This window comes from Rhizobium sp. BR 315 (assembly GCF_050577975.1).
Lineage (GTDB): Bacteria > Pseudomonadota > Alphaproteobacteria > Rhizobiales > Rhizobiaceae > Rhizobium > Rhizobium miluonense.
Map to the genome: position 1 here is coordinate 173,935 of NZ_JARWKZ010000003.1, position 16,421 is coordinate 190,355.

Sequence of the window (16,421 nt, forward strand, 5' to 3'; positions counted from 1 at the left end):
CTGCACTTACTGCTGGGCGGCCAGCACCTCCATGCGGCCCATCGCTGTACGGGCCGAGAACTGCGGACGATACATGTCCTCGACGCTCGCGGCCGGATGGTCGTAGACGCCGGGTGTAACGGCGCGCACGACATAGGCGAAGCTCAGGTCGCGGTTAGCGCCGTAGGTCTGGTCGAAGGCGGCAACGAAGCGATCGTAGCGGAACTCGACATGGGCCGGCTGCACATCGCTCAGCCAGTCGAAATTCGAAAGCTGGGCGCTGCTGACAATGCTCGGATTGTCGATTTCGAAGCCCGCAGGCAGGAGATCGGTCACGAGAAGGCGCTGCGGCCAGTCATTGTCGCCTATGACGTGCAGCACGACGACATAGCGCTCGTTCTGCTGTGCCTGGCTGACGTTCGCCTCTTCGCCATCGAGCGTGTAGTACTTGCGCTCGATCTTGAAGCCATTACCACCGGCGGGTAATGGTGCAGCCGGAGCGGCGACCGTGGTGACGGCCGCAGACAGCGGCTGGCGCGTCGTGTTGGTGACAGTCAGCGGATGGCCCGTCAGGGCATCGCCCGACATTTGCGCCATGTAGGTGCCGGTATGGGCAGCGCCGTTGACGTCGAGCGTCAGGCCGTCATCGCCATTCTGCAGGGCACGGGCGGCAAGCAGCATCCAGGTCTGTTCCTGCGTGCTGGTATACTTCCGGCTCTGCCAATCCTTGGCAACGACGCTTGCGAGATCCGGAATGATCGGCGGGACAGGACGGCTTTCGGCAGCAAGCGCCAGCACGGCGGCACCGTCGCGCAGCGACGAACCGTAATCCGAACGGGCGAAACTGACCTTGGTGACGGCCGCCTTCTGCGACATCTGCAAGGCATCGACGAAGATGTTGCGCGAGCGCTGTGCGTCACCATAGAGCGCCAGAGCCGCAGCCAGATGCGCCTTGGACAGCGGCGTCGGGAAGTCGTTCAGCATCGTGTCGGCATAGTAGCGCAGATCGCTGATCGAGGCCTTCTTGTTGCGTGCCAGCACGTAGAGCGCATAGGCGATCTCGTTGCCGTTATCCTTGACGTTGGTGTTGGCGCTCAGCGCGTTCTGGAGATTTTCCAGGGCCTGCACCATGGCCTGATCCGGCACGCTGTATTTCTGCTCGCGTGCACGGGTCAGGAAGTCGGTCACATAGGCGTCGAGCCAGAGATCGCCCGAGCCGGGGCCCCAGAGGCCGAAGCTGCCGGTCGAGGACTGGTAGGACATTTCGCGATAGACGGCGTCCTGCACGCGCTTGCGGATTTCGGTATCGTCAGCAAGGCCGTTCTTGATCGCCATGTCGCTGAAATAGAGCAGCGGCAGCGCGCTGCTCGCCGTCTGTTCGGCGCAGCCATAGGGATAGCGGCTGAGACTCATCAGCAACGCCGGCACGTCGAAGGCGCTGGAGCGGCTGACATTAACGCTGACCGAGGCGCCCGGCAGCACGCTGTCGGCAAGAAGGTCTGAGTTGACGGTCAGGCTCTTGCCGGGTGCCAGCGCGATGAGGCGCCGTTCGGTGACCGGCAGCTGTGCAGGGCGAACGGGGATGTCGACCGATTGATCGAGCGAGAGTCCCGAAGCATTCGACAGCTTGATCGAGACCGTGCCGTCGCCGGGCTTCCCGCCGGTGAGCGGCAGGGTGATGTTGTATTTGCCGCCGGCCTGCAGGTTGATCTTCTGCTGCGTGGCACTTTCATCCACGCTCACGGCACTGTTGCCCGTGACCGCGAGCGTATACTCGCCGGCGGGGGCGTCGGTGTTGGCAACATCGAGACGCAGGTTCGCCTTGTCCCCGGGTGCGAGGAATTTCGGCAGGCTGGCCGTGACCACGACCGGATCGCGGATGATCACGTCCTGCGTCGCATGCCCAACGCCTGCCTTCGACCATGCCACAGCCATCAGCCGTGCCGTGCCGTTGAACTGAGGGATGTCGAAGCTGACATTGGCCTTGCCGCTGGCGTCGAGCTTGACCGGGCCTGAGAAAAAGGCGACCAGCTTTTCCGTCGGCGGGCTCGCCGACAGGGCGGCTTGTCCGCCGTCACCGCCGGTGCGCAGCTTGCCGGTCGCGCCGAGCGAGCCGTCGATGAGGCGCCCATAGATGTCGCGGATTTCAAGGCCGAGCTGGCGCTGGCCGTAATACCACTCATCCGGTGCCGGCGGCTGGTAGCGCGTCAGGTTGAGGATGCCGACATCGACGGCGGCGACCGTGACGTAAGCGTCTTCATTGGCGCCGGCGCCCGATACCTGCACGCCGATGGTCAGCGGCTGGCGAGGCAAGGTCTTCTGCGGCGCGTCGAGCTTGATCTGCAGTTTGCGCTCGCCGGGATCGACCGGCGCCCATTTGATGCCGATGGCGCGCATCGGCATGCGGCTTTCCTGCGCTTCGCCGGGGCGGAAGAGGGTGGCGGTCAGATAGGTGCCGGCACCCCAATCGGCTGTTACCGGGACGTCGACTTCGCCGCCCGTGGCGCCGATATCGGCACTGGTGACCGAAATCAGCGTTTCGGAGCCGGCTGTCACCATCAACTGGCCGGCATAACGCGACGTCACCTTCAGCTTGGCGGTGTCACCGACATGATAGCTTGCCTTGTCGAGCGCGATTTCCAGCGCATCCGGCGTTTCCGTCGAGGTGGAGGCGACGTACCAGCCGGCATTGAATTCGATGCTCGTTTCAGGGCCGTTGGCATCGGCGGTGGAAACTTCCAGCCGGTAGCGGCCCCAGGTGACGGGCATGGAAATTGCCGCGCCATCGGTCGTGGTGTTCACCGTGCCGACCGCCACCTGCTTGGTGGACATGATCGGCTCGTATTTCCAGCTATTGCCGTCGCGATACCATTGATAATTGCGCTCGACGCTGAGCAGTTTCCAGGTCAGGCCCTGCATGGCTTGCTTCTGGCCGTTGGCATCGACGGCGATGACGTGGAAGTTGCCGATGGCATTCTCGCCGAGATCGCCGTCGAATTCCGGCTTGATGCCGATGCGCGGACCATCGGCTTTGACGGGCAGTGTCAGCGAGCGTTCTACGGCGCGGCCACCGGCTTCCTGCATGCGAACGGTGATGTTGGCGTTCAGCAGCTGCGTGGTCGAAGGCGTGTCGTTGATGGTGACATTGAAGGTGGTCTTGCCGTTTTCGTCCAGCGCCTGCAGGTCTTCGAGCGGCACCTGCGTGCTCTCGGCCTTGCTGTCGCCGCCGCTGCTGTCGCCGTCGTCATTGTTTGCATTTGCCTTGCCGGCGCCTTCGTCGGCGAGGCCGAACTGATAGCCCTTGTAGGCATCGCTCTGGCGCGTCGGCTTTAGCGTCACTTCGCCTTCCAGATTGAGGCCGGCTGCCGGAGCGCCATAAAGGTAGCGTCCGTCGACATTGATCGGCGTCGGCTGGCCGACTTCGATTTCCTTGGCATCGCTCTTCATATCGAATTCGATGCGATCCGGCACGAAGTCGTCGACGAGGAAGGTCTGCGAGCCGATGGAAGAGCCCTTCGGATCGGTATAGATATTCATCGTCCAGGTGCCGCGCATTGAGGTCTGCTGCAGCGGCAGGTCGACATTGTAGCCGCCGAGCTTGCCGCCGTCCGTGACGATACGGCGGTCCTCGACGCCATCGGGGCGGAGGAAGACGAAGGTAAGCGGCAGCTTTTCGACCGCCGTCGAGCTGACGTCGCGGGCAAGAGCCGAGGCATACACCGTTTCGCCGGCGCGGTAGATGCCGCGTTCCGTCCATGTCAGCAGGTCGATCGCGCCGGGCGCGGTTCTGCCGGCAACGCCGCGGTCGGAAAGATCGAAGCCGGCGCGCGTCATGTCGAGGAAGACATAATCCTGATCGCCGTTCTGGGCAGTGACGACAGCCGGCGTCATGCCCGCCGTGCCGCGCATCAGGCCGGCGCTGAAGGTGGCGCGGCCCTTGTCATCGGTCTTTGCGGTGCCGAGGATTTCATTGTTCTTGGCAAGCAGCTGCAGCTGCACGCCGGCAAGCGGCTTGGCGCTGCCGAGCGAGCGGGCAAAAACATTCAGCCCGTCGGTGCCGGCATAGGTGGTGACGCCGATATCGGAAACCACGAACCATTGTGTAGCCTGCGGATCCMATTCATGGCCGCTGTTGGGCGCAACCGCCGTCAGCACATAGACGCCGGGCTTGCGCTTCGGCAGCGCCTCGTCGACCGGGAAGCTGGTCGCGACATCCTTGTTGAGCTCCTGCTTGATCTCGATGGAGCCTTGCCAGACCAGTTCGCCATTGGTGTCCTGAATGGTCTGGGCACTGTAGTTGTCCATCTGTGTCAGGAACTGCGATCCGTTGAGGAGCTGCGCAATGTTGCGATCGCCGATGCGATAGAGCTTGAGATTGGCTGTCGTGGCGTTGACGGAGACGATCGGAATGCCGCGCCGGGCGGTGGAAGGCAGCACGAAATTGTCGCCTGTGAAGCGCAGCGAGGCCGTGCGATCCTTGACGTAGACGTCGACATTGACCTGGGAGGCAAGGTTTTCATCCACGGAGGAGGGCAGGCCGGCGCGCAGCGAAATGCGGTAATGTTGTCCGAATTCCAGGCCCTCGACGCAGATCTGGTTGTCCTTGGCATCGACGCCCTTCGGTGCCGCGCCGTTGAGGGTGACGAAAGGCGTGTAGTCGACGCCGCTCTTCACCAGCTTTTCGGAGAACTGCACGCACGCGCGTGGCGAAGCGTTGTCGTTGTCGAGCGTGTTGCCGGTGACGCGGAAGCCCTGGCGGGCCAGAAGATCGTTATAGGCCGCCTGGACCGCGGCGGAGCTGACGAGATTGAGGCTCGCCTTGTAGGCGCCGAGCGCCGGGCGATAGTTCTGCGCGTTCTTCAGCGCCTCAGCGAGAACGGCGAGCGCATCCGCGCGGCTACTCGTCGTGCGGGTCAGCTGGTAGCCGTTGAGCGCCGCATAGGCCGCCCTGGTGGCGAGGGACGTGTCATTCGTAACGGTATTGGCGGCGCGCGCCATTTCGACCCAGAGGTCGCCATTGTCCGGGCTGAGGGAGAGCGCCCCCTGGAATGCGTTGAGAGCATTGTTGACGTTGCCGGAGGTCAGCTCGATGCGGCCGAGCGCGATCAGGCTTTCGACGCCTTGGCCTTTCAACTCGCTGCCGAGCGTCAGCGTGCTTTTGGCATCGCGCGCGCTTTTGACGAAATCGTCCGACAGGAAGGAAAGGGCGGGGGCCGCGCCAATGTCCGGTTCTGTGACGGCAGCCGTCTCGACGATCTTGCCCGCGATCGCGCCAGGGAAGCTGTTGAGCTGGTTGAAGTCGGACTTCATGAAGCACCATTTCACCTTGGGATTGTAGGTGAAGGCCTTGCAGGATTTGTCGCCGATGCAGGACGCGGAGCATTGGTCCAGCGTCACGTTCTGCTCGGTGCGCAGATCGAAACCGAAGTAATCGCCATCCTTTGTGGTGACCACCTGGCGCTTGACGTCAGCCGCGGCCGAAGGGCTCAGAGATGCGAATGTGGCGAGAAGAAAAGCAGAGAAGCCGATAAACGCGCGCTTAGACATAAGTCCTCCCAACGCTGCCCCGTTTTTGATGGCGCAATCTTCAAATTTCAGACCCGTTTGTCAACCGAGCGTGGAGAGATGATAAAGATTTACGCCTATGACGATCTTTCTAGGAGCTTGAAAGAACCTGCAAATCAGACGATCCGCATATTCCGCTACCCCTTGGGAGCACTTCACTTTTCTTTTCAGTCCCAAAATGACACCGGCCTTGATGGCCGGTGTCTTCGTTCAGCCGATGGCAGCGCCTCAATTGTCATATATTCGTCATGGCAAGGGAGGCATCACTATACCGCTTTCCGGCGACGTTCTCGGGCGCGATGATGTCGCAGAGTTCCTTCACTTCCTGCGGCGAAAGCACGATATCGGCAGCTGCAGCATTCTGCTCGAGGTGATGCAGCTTGCGGGCGCCAGGGATGGGTACGATGTCGTCTCCCTGGTGCAGCACCCATGCGAGCGCCAGTTGTGCCGCCGTGACGCCCTTTTCCTCGGCAAGTGATTGCAACCTGGCGACCAGAGCCGCGTTGGCATCGAAATTCTCGCTCTGGAAGCGCGGCAGCGATCGGCGGAAATCGTCGGTGGCCAGATCATCCGCCTTTTGGATCGCACCGGTCAGAAAGCCGCGGCCGAGTGGGCTGTAGGGCACGAAGCCGATGCCGAGTTCGCGACAGGTGGCGAGCACGTCCTCCTCCGGATCGCGGGTCCAGAGCGAATATTCGCTCTGGACTGCGGCGATCGGATGCACCGCATGGGCGCGGCGGATGGTAGCCGAACCGGCCTCGGAAAGGCCGAGCGCCCGCACCTTGCCCTCTCTCACCAGCTCCGCCATGGCGCCGACCGTGTCTTCGATCGGCACGTTCGGATCGACGCGATGCTGGTAGAAGAGGTCGATGACATCGGTGCCGAGCCGCTTCAGCGAAGCCTCGGCGACTTCCTTGACGTGTTCGGGCCGGCTGTCGACGCCGATCATCGCGGCCGGACCGGTTTTGGTATGGTCGAGCTTGAAGCCGAATTTGGTGGCGATAACCACGCGATCACGAACCGGCTTCAGCGTGCGGCCGAGCAGCTCCTCGTTAGCGAAGGGGCCATAGGTTTCGGCGGTGTCGAAAAAGGTGACGCCGAGATCAACGGCGCGAAGGAGCGTCTTCACGGATTCCGCCTCGTCGGCCGAGCCATAGGCAAAGCTCATGCCCATGCAGCCGAGTCCAACGGCGGAAACGGTGAGATCCTTACCAAGCCTGCGGGTTTTCATGGTCTATTCCTCTTGAGCCTTATGGGAGTGGCAGGGGCTTATGTCCGCTGCCTACGAGCTCAAGGTAGGGTTCCGCATAATGAATGAAAACCCATGCAAATCCTTACAGGCTGTTCTATAATATAGATCAATGAACCGAACCCAGCTCTCCCAACTCGCGGTTTTTGCCGCTGTCGCCGCACATCGCAGCTTCCGCGCTGCCGGCAAGGAACTGTCGATCGCTCCGTCCGCGGTCAGCCATGCCGTTTCCAGCCTTGAAGAAAGTCTTGGCGTGCGGCTGCTTGCCCGCACCACGCGCAGCGTGCTCCCGACCGAGGAAGGCCAGGCGCTGCTCCAGCGGCTGGCGCCGGCTCTGGAGGAGATCGACATCGCGCTGGAGGACACCCTTGCGACCCGTGGCCGCCCGGCCGGTACGTTGCGCATCACCGCCCCGCGCTTTGCCTCGGATCTCCTGATGGCGCCGCGGCTCGGCGATTTCCTCAATACCTACCCGGACATCACGCTGGAAATCGCCAATGAGGACGGTTTCAGCAATATCGTCAAGGAAGGCTACGATGCCGGAATCCGGCTGGCGGAGAGCATCGAGGGCGACATGATCGCGGTGAAGGTCTCGCCTGATATACGCACCGTCATCGCCGGCTCCCCGGCCTATTTCGAGAAACATCCGAAGCCTCTGCATCCGCGCGATCTCGTTCATCACCGCTGCATCAAGCGGCGATTTACCGATGGCTCGCTCTATCGCTGGGAGTTCGAGAAGGATGGCCGCGAGCTGGTCGTCGCCGTCGATGGCCCCCTGATCGTGATCGAGGATCGGCTCGGGGTTTTGGCAGCCGTTAATGGCGCCGGCCTCGCCTATCTCTTCGACATACGCGTGCAGCAGGAGCTGGCCGAAGGCAAGCTCATCCGCGTGCTCGAGGATTGGTGTCCGCCCTATCCGGGCTTCTGCATCTATTATCCGAGCCGCCGCCAGATGCGCCCGGCGCTCCGAGCCTTCATCGATTTCTTCAAATATACCGGGCCTTAGAGTGTTCGGAGTTGCGTTGAAACAAGCGACGAGCGACTGCTGACAGAAATCGGGCATCGGCAATGCCATAACTCGTCTTGACTGATCGATGGTTTGAGAAAGGGATTGCAGCGATGAGAAAACCGGGGTCGATGAAGGGGCTTGAGGATCTCGGCCGTGTCAGGCTTTCGAAGAGTTTCTTCTTCCGCGATTTCCTGCATTCGGAAATATCAGATTTCCATCGCATCCCCAATATTCCGGAGGATCCCGATCTCGCGATCGAGACCGGCCGCAGGCTCTGCGAGGAATTGCTGGAGCCGCTGGAGGCGACGTTTGGCCGGCTACATATCCGCTCGGGCTACCGCTCGCCCGAGGTCAATGCCTTCGGCAACAAGAATGGGCTGAATTGCTCGACCAACCCTCACACCGCCGCGCACCACATCTGGGATATGCGCGATCTCGACGGCTGCATGGGCTCGGCCGTCTGCATCGTCGTGCCGTGGCTGATCGATCACCACGTCCAGGAGGGTGATTGGCAGAAGCTCGCCTGGTGGATCCACGATCACCTCCCATATGCGTCGCTCTGTTTCTTCCCGAAGCTGTGGGCCTTCAACATCCAGTGGCACGAGCGGCCGATGCGGACCATCCAAAGCTATGTCAGCCCGCGCGGCATGCTGACCAAGCCGGGCATGGCCAATTGGGAAGGCGATCATTCCGCCTACTACGAGGGCTTTCCCAAACTCAGAAGTTGATGCGATAACGGATATGCCCGTCGCTCTTCACGTAGGTGTCGTAGAGCTTGCGGGCGGTCGCATTGCCTTCTTCGGTATGCCAGTAAAGGCGACCCCAGCCGTTCTCCTTGCAGAGCGCGACGAGATCGTCCAGAAGCGCCCGGCCGACGCCGTGGCCCCTGGCGCTTTCATCGACGAACAGGTCTTCCAGATAGCAGTCGGGAGCGAGCGTCCATGTGCCCTCATGGGTGATGCAGAGCGTGAAACCCTTCACCTCGCCGTCGACCTCGGCCACCCGCATGAAGATTGCCGACGCCGGATCGAAGACCCGGCGCCAGGTTGCATCGGTGATATCAGGCGCGATCGTGACGCGGTAGAAGGCCAGGTAGCCGTCCCATAGACTACGCCAGCGCGCTTCGTCTTCGGGTCTGGCATCTCGGATCGTCACTGTCATCGGCCGTCCTCTGTCTACCTGCCGGCTTCGTCGAGCAGGCGCATGGCTTCGTCGGAAAGCGAAAGCTTCGCCGAATTGATTAGCGCGTCGAGCTGGCCGAGGCTAGTGGCGCTGGCGATCGGGGCGGTGACGCCGCGCTTGCGCAGCAGCCAGGCAAGCGCGATCTCCGCGGGCTTCGCGCTGGTTTCGGCCGCGACCTTGTCGAGCGCTGCGAGGATCCGCAGACCCTTGTCGTCGAGATAGGCGGCAACCCGGTTCTCGCGTGCCCGTCCCTCGGTGTCCGCCTTGCTGCGGTATTTGCCGGTCAGGAAGCCGGCGGCGAGGCTGAAATAGGTGATGACGCCGATCTCTTGCCTGACGCAGAGATCCGCCAGCGGCCCCTCGAAGCTGTCGCGGGCATAGAGATTGTATTCGGGCTGCAGCACATCGTAGCGCGGCAGGCCGGCCTTGGCGGCGGCATCGAGCGAAGCCTGGAGCTGCGTTGCATCGAGGTTCGAGCAGCCGACATGGCGGATCTTGCCCTGTTCCTTCAGCTTGGCATAGGCGGCGAGCGATTCCTCATGCGGCGTCTCGGGATCCGGCCAGTGCGAGAGATAGAGATCGATATGATCGGTCTGCAGCCGCTTCAGCGAGGCTTCTGCGGCCTCGATGATATAGTCGGCCTTCAGGCCCTTCTTGCCCGGCCCCATGTCCGATCCGACCTTGGTGATGATAACAGCTTTGTCACGCTGAACGCGGCCCTGCTTCAGCCACTTCCCGATGATCTCCTCGGAATCGCCGCCCTTGTTGCCGGGAACCCAGCTGGAATAGACATCGGCCGTGTCGATCGTGTTGAAGCCGGCGTCGAAGAAGGCATCGAGCAGGGCGTAGGAGGTTTTCTCATCGGCCGTCCAGCCGAAGACATTGCCGCCGAAAACGATGGGGGCGATAGACAAATCGGTTCGTCCAAGCTTGCGCATGTCCATGATATTTCTCCAGATCACTTCAGCAGGAAGCCGGCGTCAGAGGCGCCAGCAGGGAGGGACAAGGCAGGCTAGCGCCGCAAGCCGTGAAATTCCACTAACGATTTCTTTATTCCGCCGTCGAGCGTCGATAGTGGCTGGGTGGCAGCGTGTTGTATTTCGACCAGACGCGCCGCATGTGCCGCGGCGATGCAAAGCCGGATTTCTCCGCCACGCGCTCCATGTCCAGCCGCGAATTGGCGAGCACGTCGCGGGCCAGGGTGACGCGCATCAGATTGACATAGGCCGTCACGGACAGGCCGGCATGCTCCTGAAACAGCCGCGAAATGTGGCGCGCGCTCATTACGCCGATGCCGGCAAGCTCGGAAAGCGACCAACTGTAGGCCGGATCGGCCATTATCGCATCCTGAACGCGATGGATGGCCGGATGCACATGGTTTCTGCCGCTGAGCCAGGGCGAAAGCTGCGGCTCGGCGCCGGTCCTTCGCATGTAGACGACCATGTGCCGGGCAATGGTCAGCGCCGTCACCGGCGAGGTCAGCTTGGAGGCGAGGTGCAGCATCAGGTCGGTGCCCGTCGTGATACCGGCGCTCGAATAGCGCTCCCGGTCTTCGACATAGAGCCGGTTGTCGAGAACCCTTGCCGTCGGTGCGTGTTCCCTGACCTCGTCGAGGCAGGCGGCATGCGTGGTGCAGGCATAGCCGTCCATAAGGCCGGCCCGGGCTGCAAGCACCGCTCCGGAGCAGATGGTGACGAGAGTGATGCCCGGACGGATCGCGCCCTTCAACCAGGCGGCAAGCGCGGTTAGTTCGGGCTCGATATCTTCGGCATCGTCAGGTGGCGTCACGCTGCCGGACAGGATGACATAAGCCCCATCGGGAATGTGATCCGGCAAGGGCTTGAGATCGGCAAGCATCAGCCCGACCGAGGTTGTTTGCGATGGTTGGGCGGCGATGAAACGATAATCGAACAGAACGTCGTCCTGTTCGATATTGACGCGGCGCAACACCTCCACCGGGCCGGCTACGTCCATCAGCAGCGTATAGGGCGGCAGAAGCACGTAGACGGGAATGATCCGCCGATGGATGTGTCGGTCGCTTTGGGTCATGCGGCACTCCGGATCGATGTGTCGGCAAGCGCTTCTTCGACCGTCGCGATCCGGGCGAAACGGCCCGACAGCACCAGTTCGCTGCGCTTCTTGATATCGTCGACGCTGAAGACCGTGCCCGAGGCGTGCGTCATCGGGAAGGTCAGCGTCGCCTCGGTGACATAGTCGACCTCATAGCCGAGATCGGATGCGTGCCGCGTCGTGGTCTCGCAGCACTGCTCGGTGCGGATGCCGGAGACGATCACCTTGCGAATGCCGTTTGCCACCAGCCAGACATCGAGGCCGGAGCCGACGAGCGCCGAATGGCGGCGCTTGTGAAACACGGCATCGGCCTCCAGCGAGATTTCGTCGAGCTTGCGGACATAGCCGCTCTTCAGGCTGAAATGCGCGTCCTCATCTTCGACATGGAAAATCTGGACGACGGGAATGCCTTTCGCCTTGGCTCCGTCGATCAGCGCCTGCAGGCGGTTGGTGAAAGCAGGCAGGTCGTCGGCACGCCAATAAGGGCGCTGGCGAAACGATTCCTGGACGTCAATGACGAGCAGTGCGGTATCGGCTTGGGACATTTTCGTATCTCCTGTGCTTGAAGGATAGCCGAGATTAGGCGCCGCATGAAAGCTCAGAAAGCCATCTGGCAGACAGAAAGAGGACAAATACGGACATGATGCGATGAGCGTCACGCCTCAGCGTTCGCGCGCACGGGCCGTCTCGGGCGTTGCGCCTTGGGAAATGGCCGAATAAGGTTGGCGTCGGTTTCGTCCGGAGCGGAATGACCCTCGTTTCGCTCTACACACCGTGTTCACAAAGGATCCCGCCGGAAGGGCCATGTCGCGATCGTCGCCATGCTGCCGTCTGCTTCGGGATGATGCTTCAGGAGAGAGAGATGCTGCGTTTCGGAATTCTGTCGACGGCGAAGATTGGCCGCGATCTGGTGGTGCCCGCCATTCAGGATGCGGAAAATTGCGTTGTGACTGCCATCGCCAGCCGCGATCTTGATCGCGCCCGGCAGATGGCGGACCGCTTCTCCGTGCCGCATGCCTTCGGCTCCTATGAGGAGATGCTGGCTTCCGACACCATCGACGCCGTCTACATTCCTTTGCCGACCTCGCAGCATGTCGAATGGACGATCAAGGCCGCCGATGCCGGCAAGCATGTGCTCTGCGAAAAGCCGATCGCGCTCAAGGCGGATGAAATCGACAGCCTGATTGCCGCCCGCGATCGCAACAAGGTACTGGTGATGGAAGCCTATATGGTCGCCTATGCGCCGGTCTGGCGGAAGGTCCGCTCGTTGCTTGCCGATGGCGCCATCGGCCGCCTGCGCCATATCCAGGGCGCCTTCACCTATTTCAACCGCGATGCCGGCAACATGCGCAATATCCCTGCGCTTGGCGGCGGCGGCCTGCCCGATATCGGCATCTATCCGACGATCAGCACTCGTTTCGTCACCGGCCGCGAACCACTGCGCATTCAAGCGGTGACGGAGCGCGATCCAGAATTCGGCACCGACATCTATTCCAGCATCAAGGCCGATTTCGGCGACTTCGAGCTTAGCTTCTACATCTCGACGCAGATGGCCAATCGTCAGGTCATGGTCTTCCACGGCACGGAAGGCTTCATCGAGGTGAAGTCGCCCTTCAATGCCGATCGCTATGGCGCGGAAGAGCTGGAACTGACCAATCGCAGCCACTCGGAATCGCAGATCTTCCGCTTCCCCGACAGCCGCCAGTACAGACGCGAGGCGGAAGCTTTTGCGTCTGCCGCACTCGGCAAGGGCGCGGAAATTGTGCCTCTGGAAAGCTCGAAGCTCAACCAGAAGGTCATCGACGCCATCTACCGCGCCAGCGAAAAGGATGGCTGGGAGCCGGTCTGACCGGCTTTCTTACTCATTTAAGCAATTCCGGGCGGAAAACCGCTGAACACTTTTCCTGGAATTGCTTTAGGGATTTTGCCGGTGGCGGAAGACGAAGCGTGAATAGCCGAAGAAGCTGAACGCCGTCGCCGCCGCCGAAGCAAGGGTCAGCGCGATGATCGGCCGCAACGACGGTTCCGTCATCAGAAGCGAGCTGAACAGAGTATAGTTCAACAGCGCCGAGGTCAGGCCCACGGACCCGTAACGGAAGCCTTCCGCTGCCAGCGAGCGGTCGGACCGGCCGAAGGTGAAGTTGCGGTTGAGTACCCAGGTGGCGAGCAGCGCGCTCGGTATCGAGATAGCCCGGCCAATGAAGGGGCCGAAAGGCGTGAACCACAGCAACAGATGCAACACGCCGGCATCGACCACGAAGCCGACGCCGCCGGCGATCAGGAAGCGAAAGAGCTTCTTCATGCAGCCTTCGCCCTTTTCTTCCGGCTTGCGGGTTTTTCGAGTTCCGCCATGTAGACCGTGCGGTCATCACCAATCTCACGCGACGACGGCTTGGCCAGGCTCATATAATGGATGCGCAGCTGCTCGGCGCGGGCGCGTGCGACCGAGTCGAGGATCATGCCGGCTGTGAACAGCATGCAGGCAATCATCGTCAGTGCCACGGAGAGGATCCAGCTCGGCAGGCGTGTCACCATCCCGGTTTCGAAATATTCGACAAACACCGGGATCGAGAAGCCGATGCTCATTTCCATAGCAATGATGCCCAGAATGCCGAAGAAGGCGAAAGGCTTCGTTTCCTTCATCAGCATCGCGAACATCCGGAGGATCTTCCAGCCGTCGCGGAAAGTGGAAAGCTTCGAATGCGAGCCTTCCGGCCGCCGGCCATAGTCGAGCTCCAGCTCGCTGACGGGCAGTTTCAGCCGCGAAGCGTGAACAGACATTTCCGTCTCGATCTCGAAGCCGCCTGACACGGCCGGGAAACTCTTGACGAAACGGCGCGAGAAGGCACGGTAGCCGGAGAAGATGTCGGTGAAATCCGCACCGAAAATCGAGCGATAGAGCCAGTTGAAGATGCGGTTGCCGAAGGCATGGCCCTGGCGGCCGGCGTCGTTGTGCACGTTGCGGCGGGTACCGACGACCATGTCGGAGCCTTCGGTCAGGAGCGTGCGGATCAGCTCTTCTCCATCCTCCGGCGCATAGGTGCCGTCGCCATCGGCCATAAGATAGATATCGGCTTCGATGTCGGCGAACATGCGCCGGACCACATGCCCCTTGCCCTGGCGGCGCTCGCGCACGACCGTCGCGCCAGCGAGCATGGCGTGCAGCGCCGTGCCGTCGGTGGAATTGTTGTCGTAGACATAGATGCTGGCTTGCGGGATGGCGCGCCGGAAGCCGCGAACGACATCTCCGATCGTGGCAGCTTCGTTGTAGCAAGGCAGCAGGACGGCGATGCTCAGCTTCTCATTCCACATGGTCTTGGCCGCTTCCTATGCGTGATATCAGACGATCCGGGCGAGAGCTTATCGCGCTGGCTGTTAATAAGACGCTATGGTTGCGAAGGAAAATTGGCGGGAAATCGTGTCTGAGAAAAACATTATCGTGATGAATATCGCGGCCGGCGCGCGCTTTACTTTTTTTTGATGGGCAGGCGTTAGTGTTGCCCCGGAATATCCTTCAAATACGGGGTTTATCTGTATGACGCAGACGCTGGCAATGTCGCCCGAAGCCGCTCCGGCAACGGGCAGGAAAGCGTCGTCGCGCTGGTCTCATCCCGTTCTCGTGCCGTTGATCTACTGCATCCTGGTCATCGTCGCGCAGCTCGTCATCCATCGCCACGTCACGGATTATGTCGGCCCCGACAATGACGACGTCATGCGTCTTGTCGAGGTGCGCGACTTGCTCGCCGGTCAGGGCTGGTTCGACATGATCCAATACCGCCTCGGTCTCGATGGCGGGACGTTGATGCACTGGTCGCGCTTCATCGACTTGCCGATTGCAAGCCTCATCCTGTTTTTCCGCATGTTTTTCTCGCCGGAGGGCGCCGAGGCGGCGGCGCTGACCGTCTGGCCGCTGATGCTCATCCTGCCGTTGATGTTTTTCATGGCTCTTGCCGGCCGTCGCATGGCCGCCGTCGAGGGCATGCATTTCTCACTTCTGTTTACGGCGCTGTTCGTTTTGCTCTCGCCGCGTTTCGTGCCTGGATCCATCGATCACGACAACGTCCAGCTCTGCCTTGTCGCATTGACCGTCGCCATGCTGGTCGATGAAAGCTACAGGCCCCGCAATTTTGCCATCGCCGCCGTCGCTCTTGCAATCCAGCTCGGCATCGGCGCGGAGACGACGCCCTTCGTCGCCGTCGTCTGCGTCGCTGTCGCCTGCCTATGGGCCTGGGACGGCGCGCTGTTCGCGCCTGCCGCAAAAGCTTTCGCGCTGACGCTGACGATTGCCGTCAGTGCGGCGTTCTTCTCTCTGGTGTCACCGCGCTTCTACTCGATGGTCACCTGCGACAATCTTTCTCTCGGCTTCTACGCCATCACCAGCGCCGGCGGCGTCGGACTTTTGTTGTCGGCAATCTTCGCCAGCCACCTGTCCCGACCGGGGCGTATGGCTGTGTTGGCTGCCAACGGCGCATTCGTCTTTGCCACCACCATCGCGATCGCGCCGCAATGCCTGCACAATCCGCTTTCCGATCTGGACCCGATGCTGGTAGACCTTTGGCTGAGCAGAGTGACGGAAGCGCAATCGATCTTCTCGGTCGCGCACAGGCAGCCGGACATGCTCGGCACATTCTACGCGACAAGCTTCATCGCAATGCTTGTCTGCGCGTTCCGTATGCTGCGAGGCGATCGGGCCCGCATGCACGCGGTCCTCATGGCCCTGATCGCCATTAATTGGATCATCACGCTTGTGCAGGTCCGCGGTGCGGAATTCGCCAATCTGCTGGCTATTCCGCCGCTCGCGCTCCTTGTCGCCGAGCTGCGTCGCGTTTCGGCGGCCGACACGAAGAATGTGAGGGCATCCTTCTTCTACGTGGTCACTGTATTGATCTCTGTGCCGACGGTATGGGCGGTCGGCGGCGCCTTTGCACATGAGGTCATCGTCAATCGCTTTATGGCTTCGCCTGCCAAAGCCGAGGAAACGACAGACTGCATATCGAAGGAGGCGCTGGCGCCGATCGCCGGCCTCGAGCCCGGCGTCGTGGTTGCGGCGTCCAACATGGGAGCGCCGATTTTGCGCTTCACGCCGCACCGAGTTCTCTCCGGGCCCTATCATCGCGACCCGGACGGGATGCGAGCCGAACTGAATATCGGCCTTGCCCAGCCGCAGCAGGCGGAAGCGCTTCTGCGTGATGCGCATGTAACGCTAGTCGCCTTCTGCAAGGGCGATCCGCAGATGCAACTATTGTCCGAGCGGAGCCCTCAGGGACTCTATGCCCAACTCAGCGCCGGTCGTGTGCCCACCTATCTGGCGCCCTTTGCCGCATCGGCCAAGTCTGAGGTTCAATTCTTCCGGTTCAAGCCGTAGGA

At 61.6% G+C, this 16,421-nt stretch carries 12 protein-coding genes; 4 read left to right on the plus strand and 8 right to left on the minus strand.

Annotation, left to right across the window (positions count from 1 at the left end; all coding sequences use genetic code 11):
• Window positions 1-6: 6 nt before the first annotated feature.
• The gene (locus tag QD409_RS05140; RefSeq protein WP_430762025.1) at window positions 7-5,526 is read right to left on the minus strand and encodes an MG2 domain-containing protein; all 5,520 of its coding nucleotides are present in this window, start codon (window positions 5,524-5,526) and stop codon (window positions 7-9) included.
• 253 nt (window positions 5,527-5,779) lie between these two features.
• Window positions 5,780-6,775 carry an aldo/keto reductase gene (locus tag QD409_RS05145; protein WP_430762026.1) on the minus strand — a complete coding sequence of 332 codons (996 nt, stop codon included), beginning with the start codon at window positions 6,773-6,775 and terminating at the stop codon, window positions 5,780-5,782.
• A gap of 130 nt (window positions 6,776-6,905) precedes the next feature.
• On the opposite strand from QD409_RS05145, the gene QD409_RS05150 reads away from it, so the two are divergent.
• A complete protein-coding gene (locus QD409_RS05150; protein ID WP_113215200.1) occupies window positions 6,906-7,799 on the plus strand; it encodes a LysR family transcriptional regulator in 894 nt (297 codons plus the stop codon).
• Window positions 7,800-7,912: 113 nt separating this feature from the next.
• On the plus strand, window positions 7,913-8,530 hold the full coding sequence (locus QD409_RS05155) for a hypothetical protein (RefSeq protein WP_430762027.1): 618 nt from the start codon (window positions 7,913-7,915) through the stop codon (window positions 8,528-8,530).
• Here QD409_RS05155 and QD409_RS05160 read toward each other — a convergent pair.
• From QD409_RS05160 to QD409_RS05175, 4 genes are all read right to left on the minus strand, one after another.
• Window positions 8,520-8,963, minus strand: coding sequence for a GNAT family N-acetyltransferase (locus tag QD409_RS05160; protein WP_430762028.1), 444 nt, complete (start codon window positions 8,961-8,963; stop codon window positions 8,520-8,522). The genes QD409_RS05155 and QD409_RS05160 overlap by 11 nt on opposite strands.
• 14 nt (window positions 8,964-8,977) lie before the next feature.
• Complete coding sequence (locus QD409_RS05165; RefSeq protein ID WP_430762029.1) at window positions 8,978-9,928, minus strand: aldo/keto reductase; 951 nt, start codon at window positions 9,926-9,928, stop codon at window positions 8,978-8,980.
• A 106-nt stretch (window positions 9,929-10,034) separates the two neighbouring features.
• Window positions 10,035-11,033, minus strand: coding sequence for a GlxA family transcriptional regulator (locus QD409_RS05170; protein ID WP_430762030.1), 999 nt, complete (start codon window positions 11,031-11,033; stop codon window positions 10,035-10,037).
• Complete coding sequence (locus QD409_RS05175; RefSeq protein ID WP_430762031.1) at window positions 11,030-11,599, minus strand: isochorismatase family protein; 570 nt, start codon at window positions 11,597-11,599, stop codon at window positions 11,030-11,032. Before QD409_RS05175 ends, QD409_RS05170 begins: the two co-directional genes overlap by 4 nt.
• 317 nt (window positions 11,600-11,916) lie before the next feature.
• Here QD409_RS05175 and QD409_RS05180 point away from each other — a divergent pair, with 317 nt between their 5' ends.
• Window positions 11,917-12,903: a Gfo/Idh/MocA family protein gene (locus tag QD409_RS05180; protein WP_092843375.1), complete on the plus strand. Its 987-nt coding sequence runs from the start codon at window positions 11,917-11,919 to the stop codon at window positions 12,901-12,903.
• A 66-nt stretch (window positions 12,904-12,969) separates the two neighbouring features.
• Here the strand turns inward: QD409_RS05180 and QD409_RS05185 are convergent, their stop codons facing one another.
• Both QD409_RS05185 and QD409_RS05190 read right to left on the minus strand, forming a co-directional pair.
• The gene (locus tag QD409_RS05185; RefSeq protein ID WP_092843373.1) at window positions 12,970-13,356 is read right to left on the minus strand and encodes a GtrA family protein; all 387 of its coding nucleotides are present in this window, start codon (window positions 13,354-13,356) and stop codon (window positions 12,970-12,972) included.
• Window positions 13,353-14,366: a glycosyltransferase gene (locus QD409_RS05190; protein WP_430762032.1), complete on the minus strand. Its 1,014-nt coding sequence runs from the start codon at window positions 14,364-14,366 to the stop codon at window positions 13,353-13,355. The genes QD409_RS05185 and QD409_RS05190 overlap by 4 nt, the downstream gene beginning before the upstream one ends.
• A gap of 223 nt (window positions 14,367-14,589) precedes the next feature.
• On the opposite strand from QD409_RS05190, the gene QD409_RS05195 reads away from it, so the two are divergent.
• The gene (locus QD409_RS05195; protein ID WP_430762033.1) at window positions 14,590-16,419 is read left to right on the plus strand and encodes a hypothetical protein; all 1,830 of its coding nucleotides are present in this window, start codon (window positions 14,590-14,592) and stop codon (window positions 16,417-16,419) included.
• The last annotated feature ends 2 nt before the right edge of the window (window positions 16,420-16,421 follow it).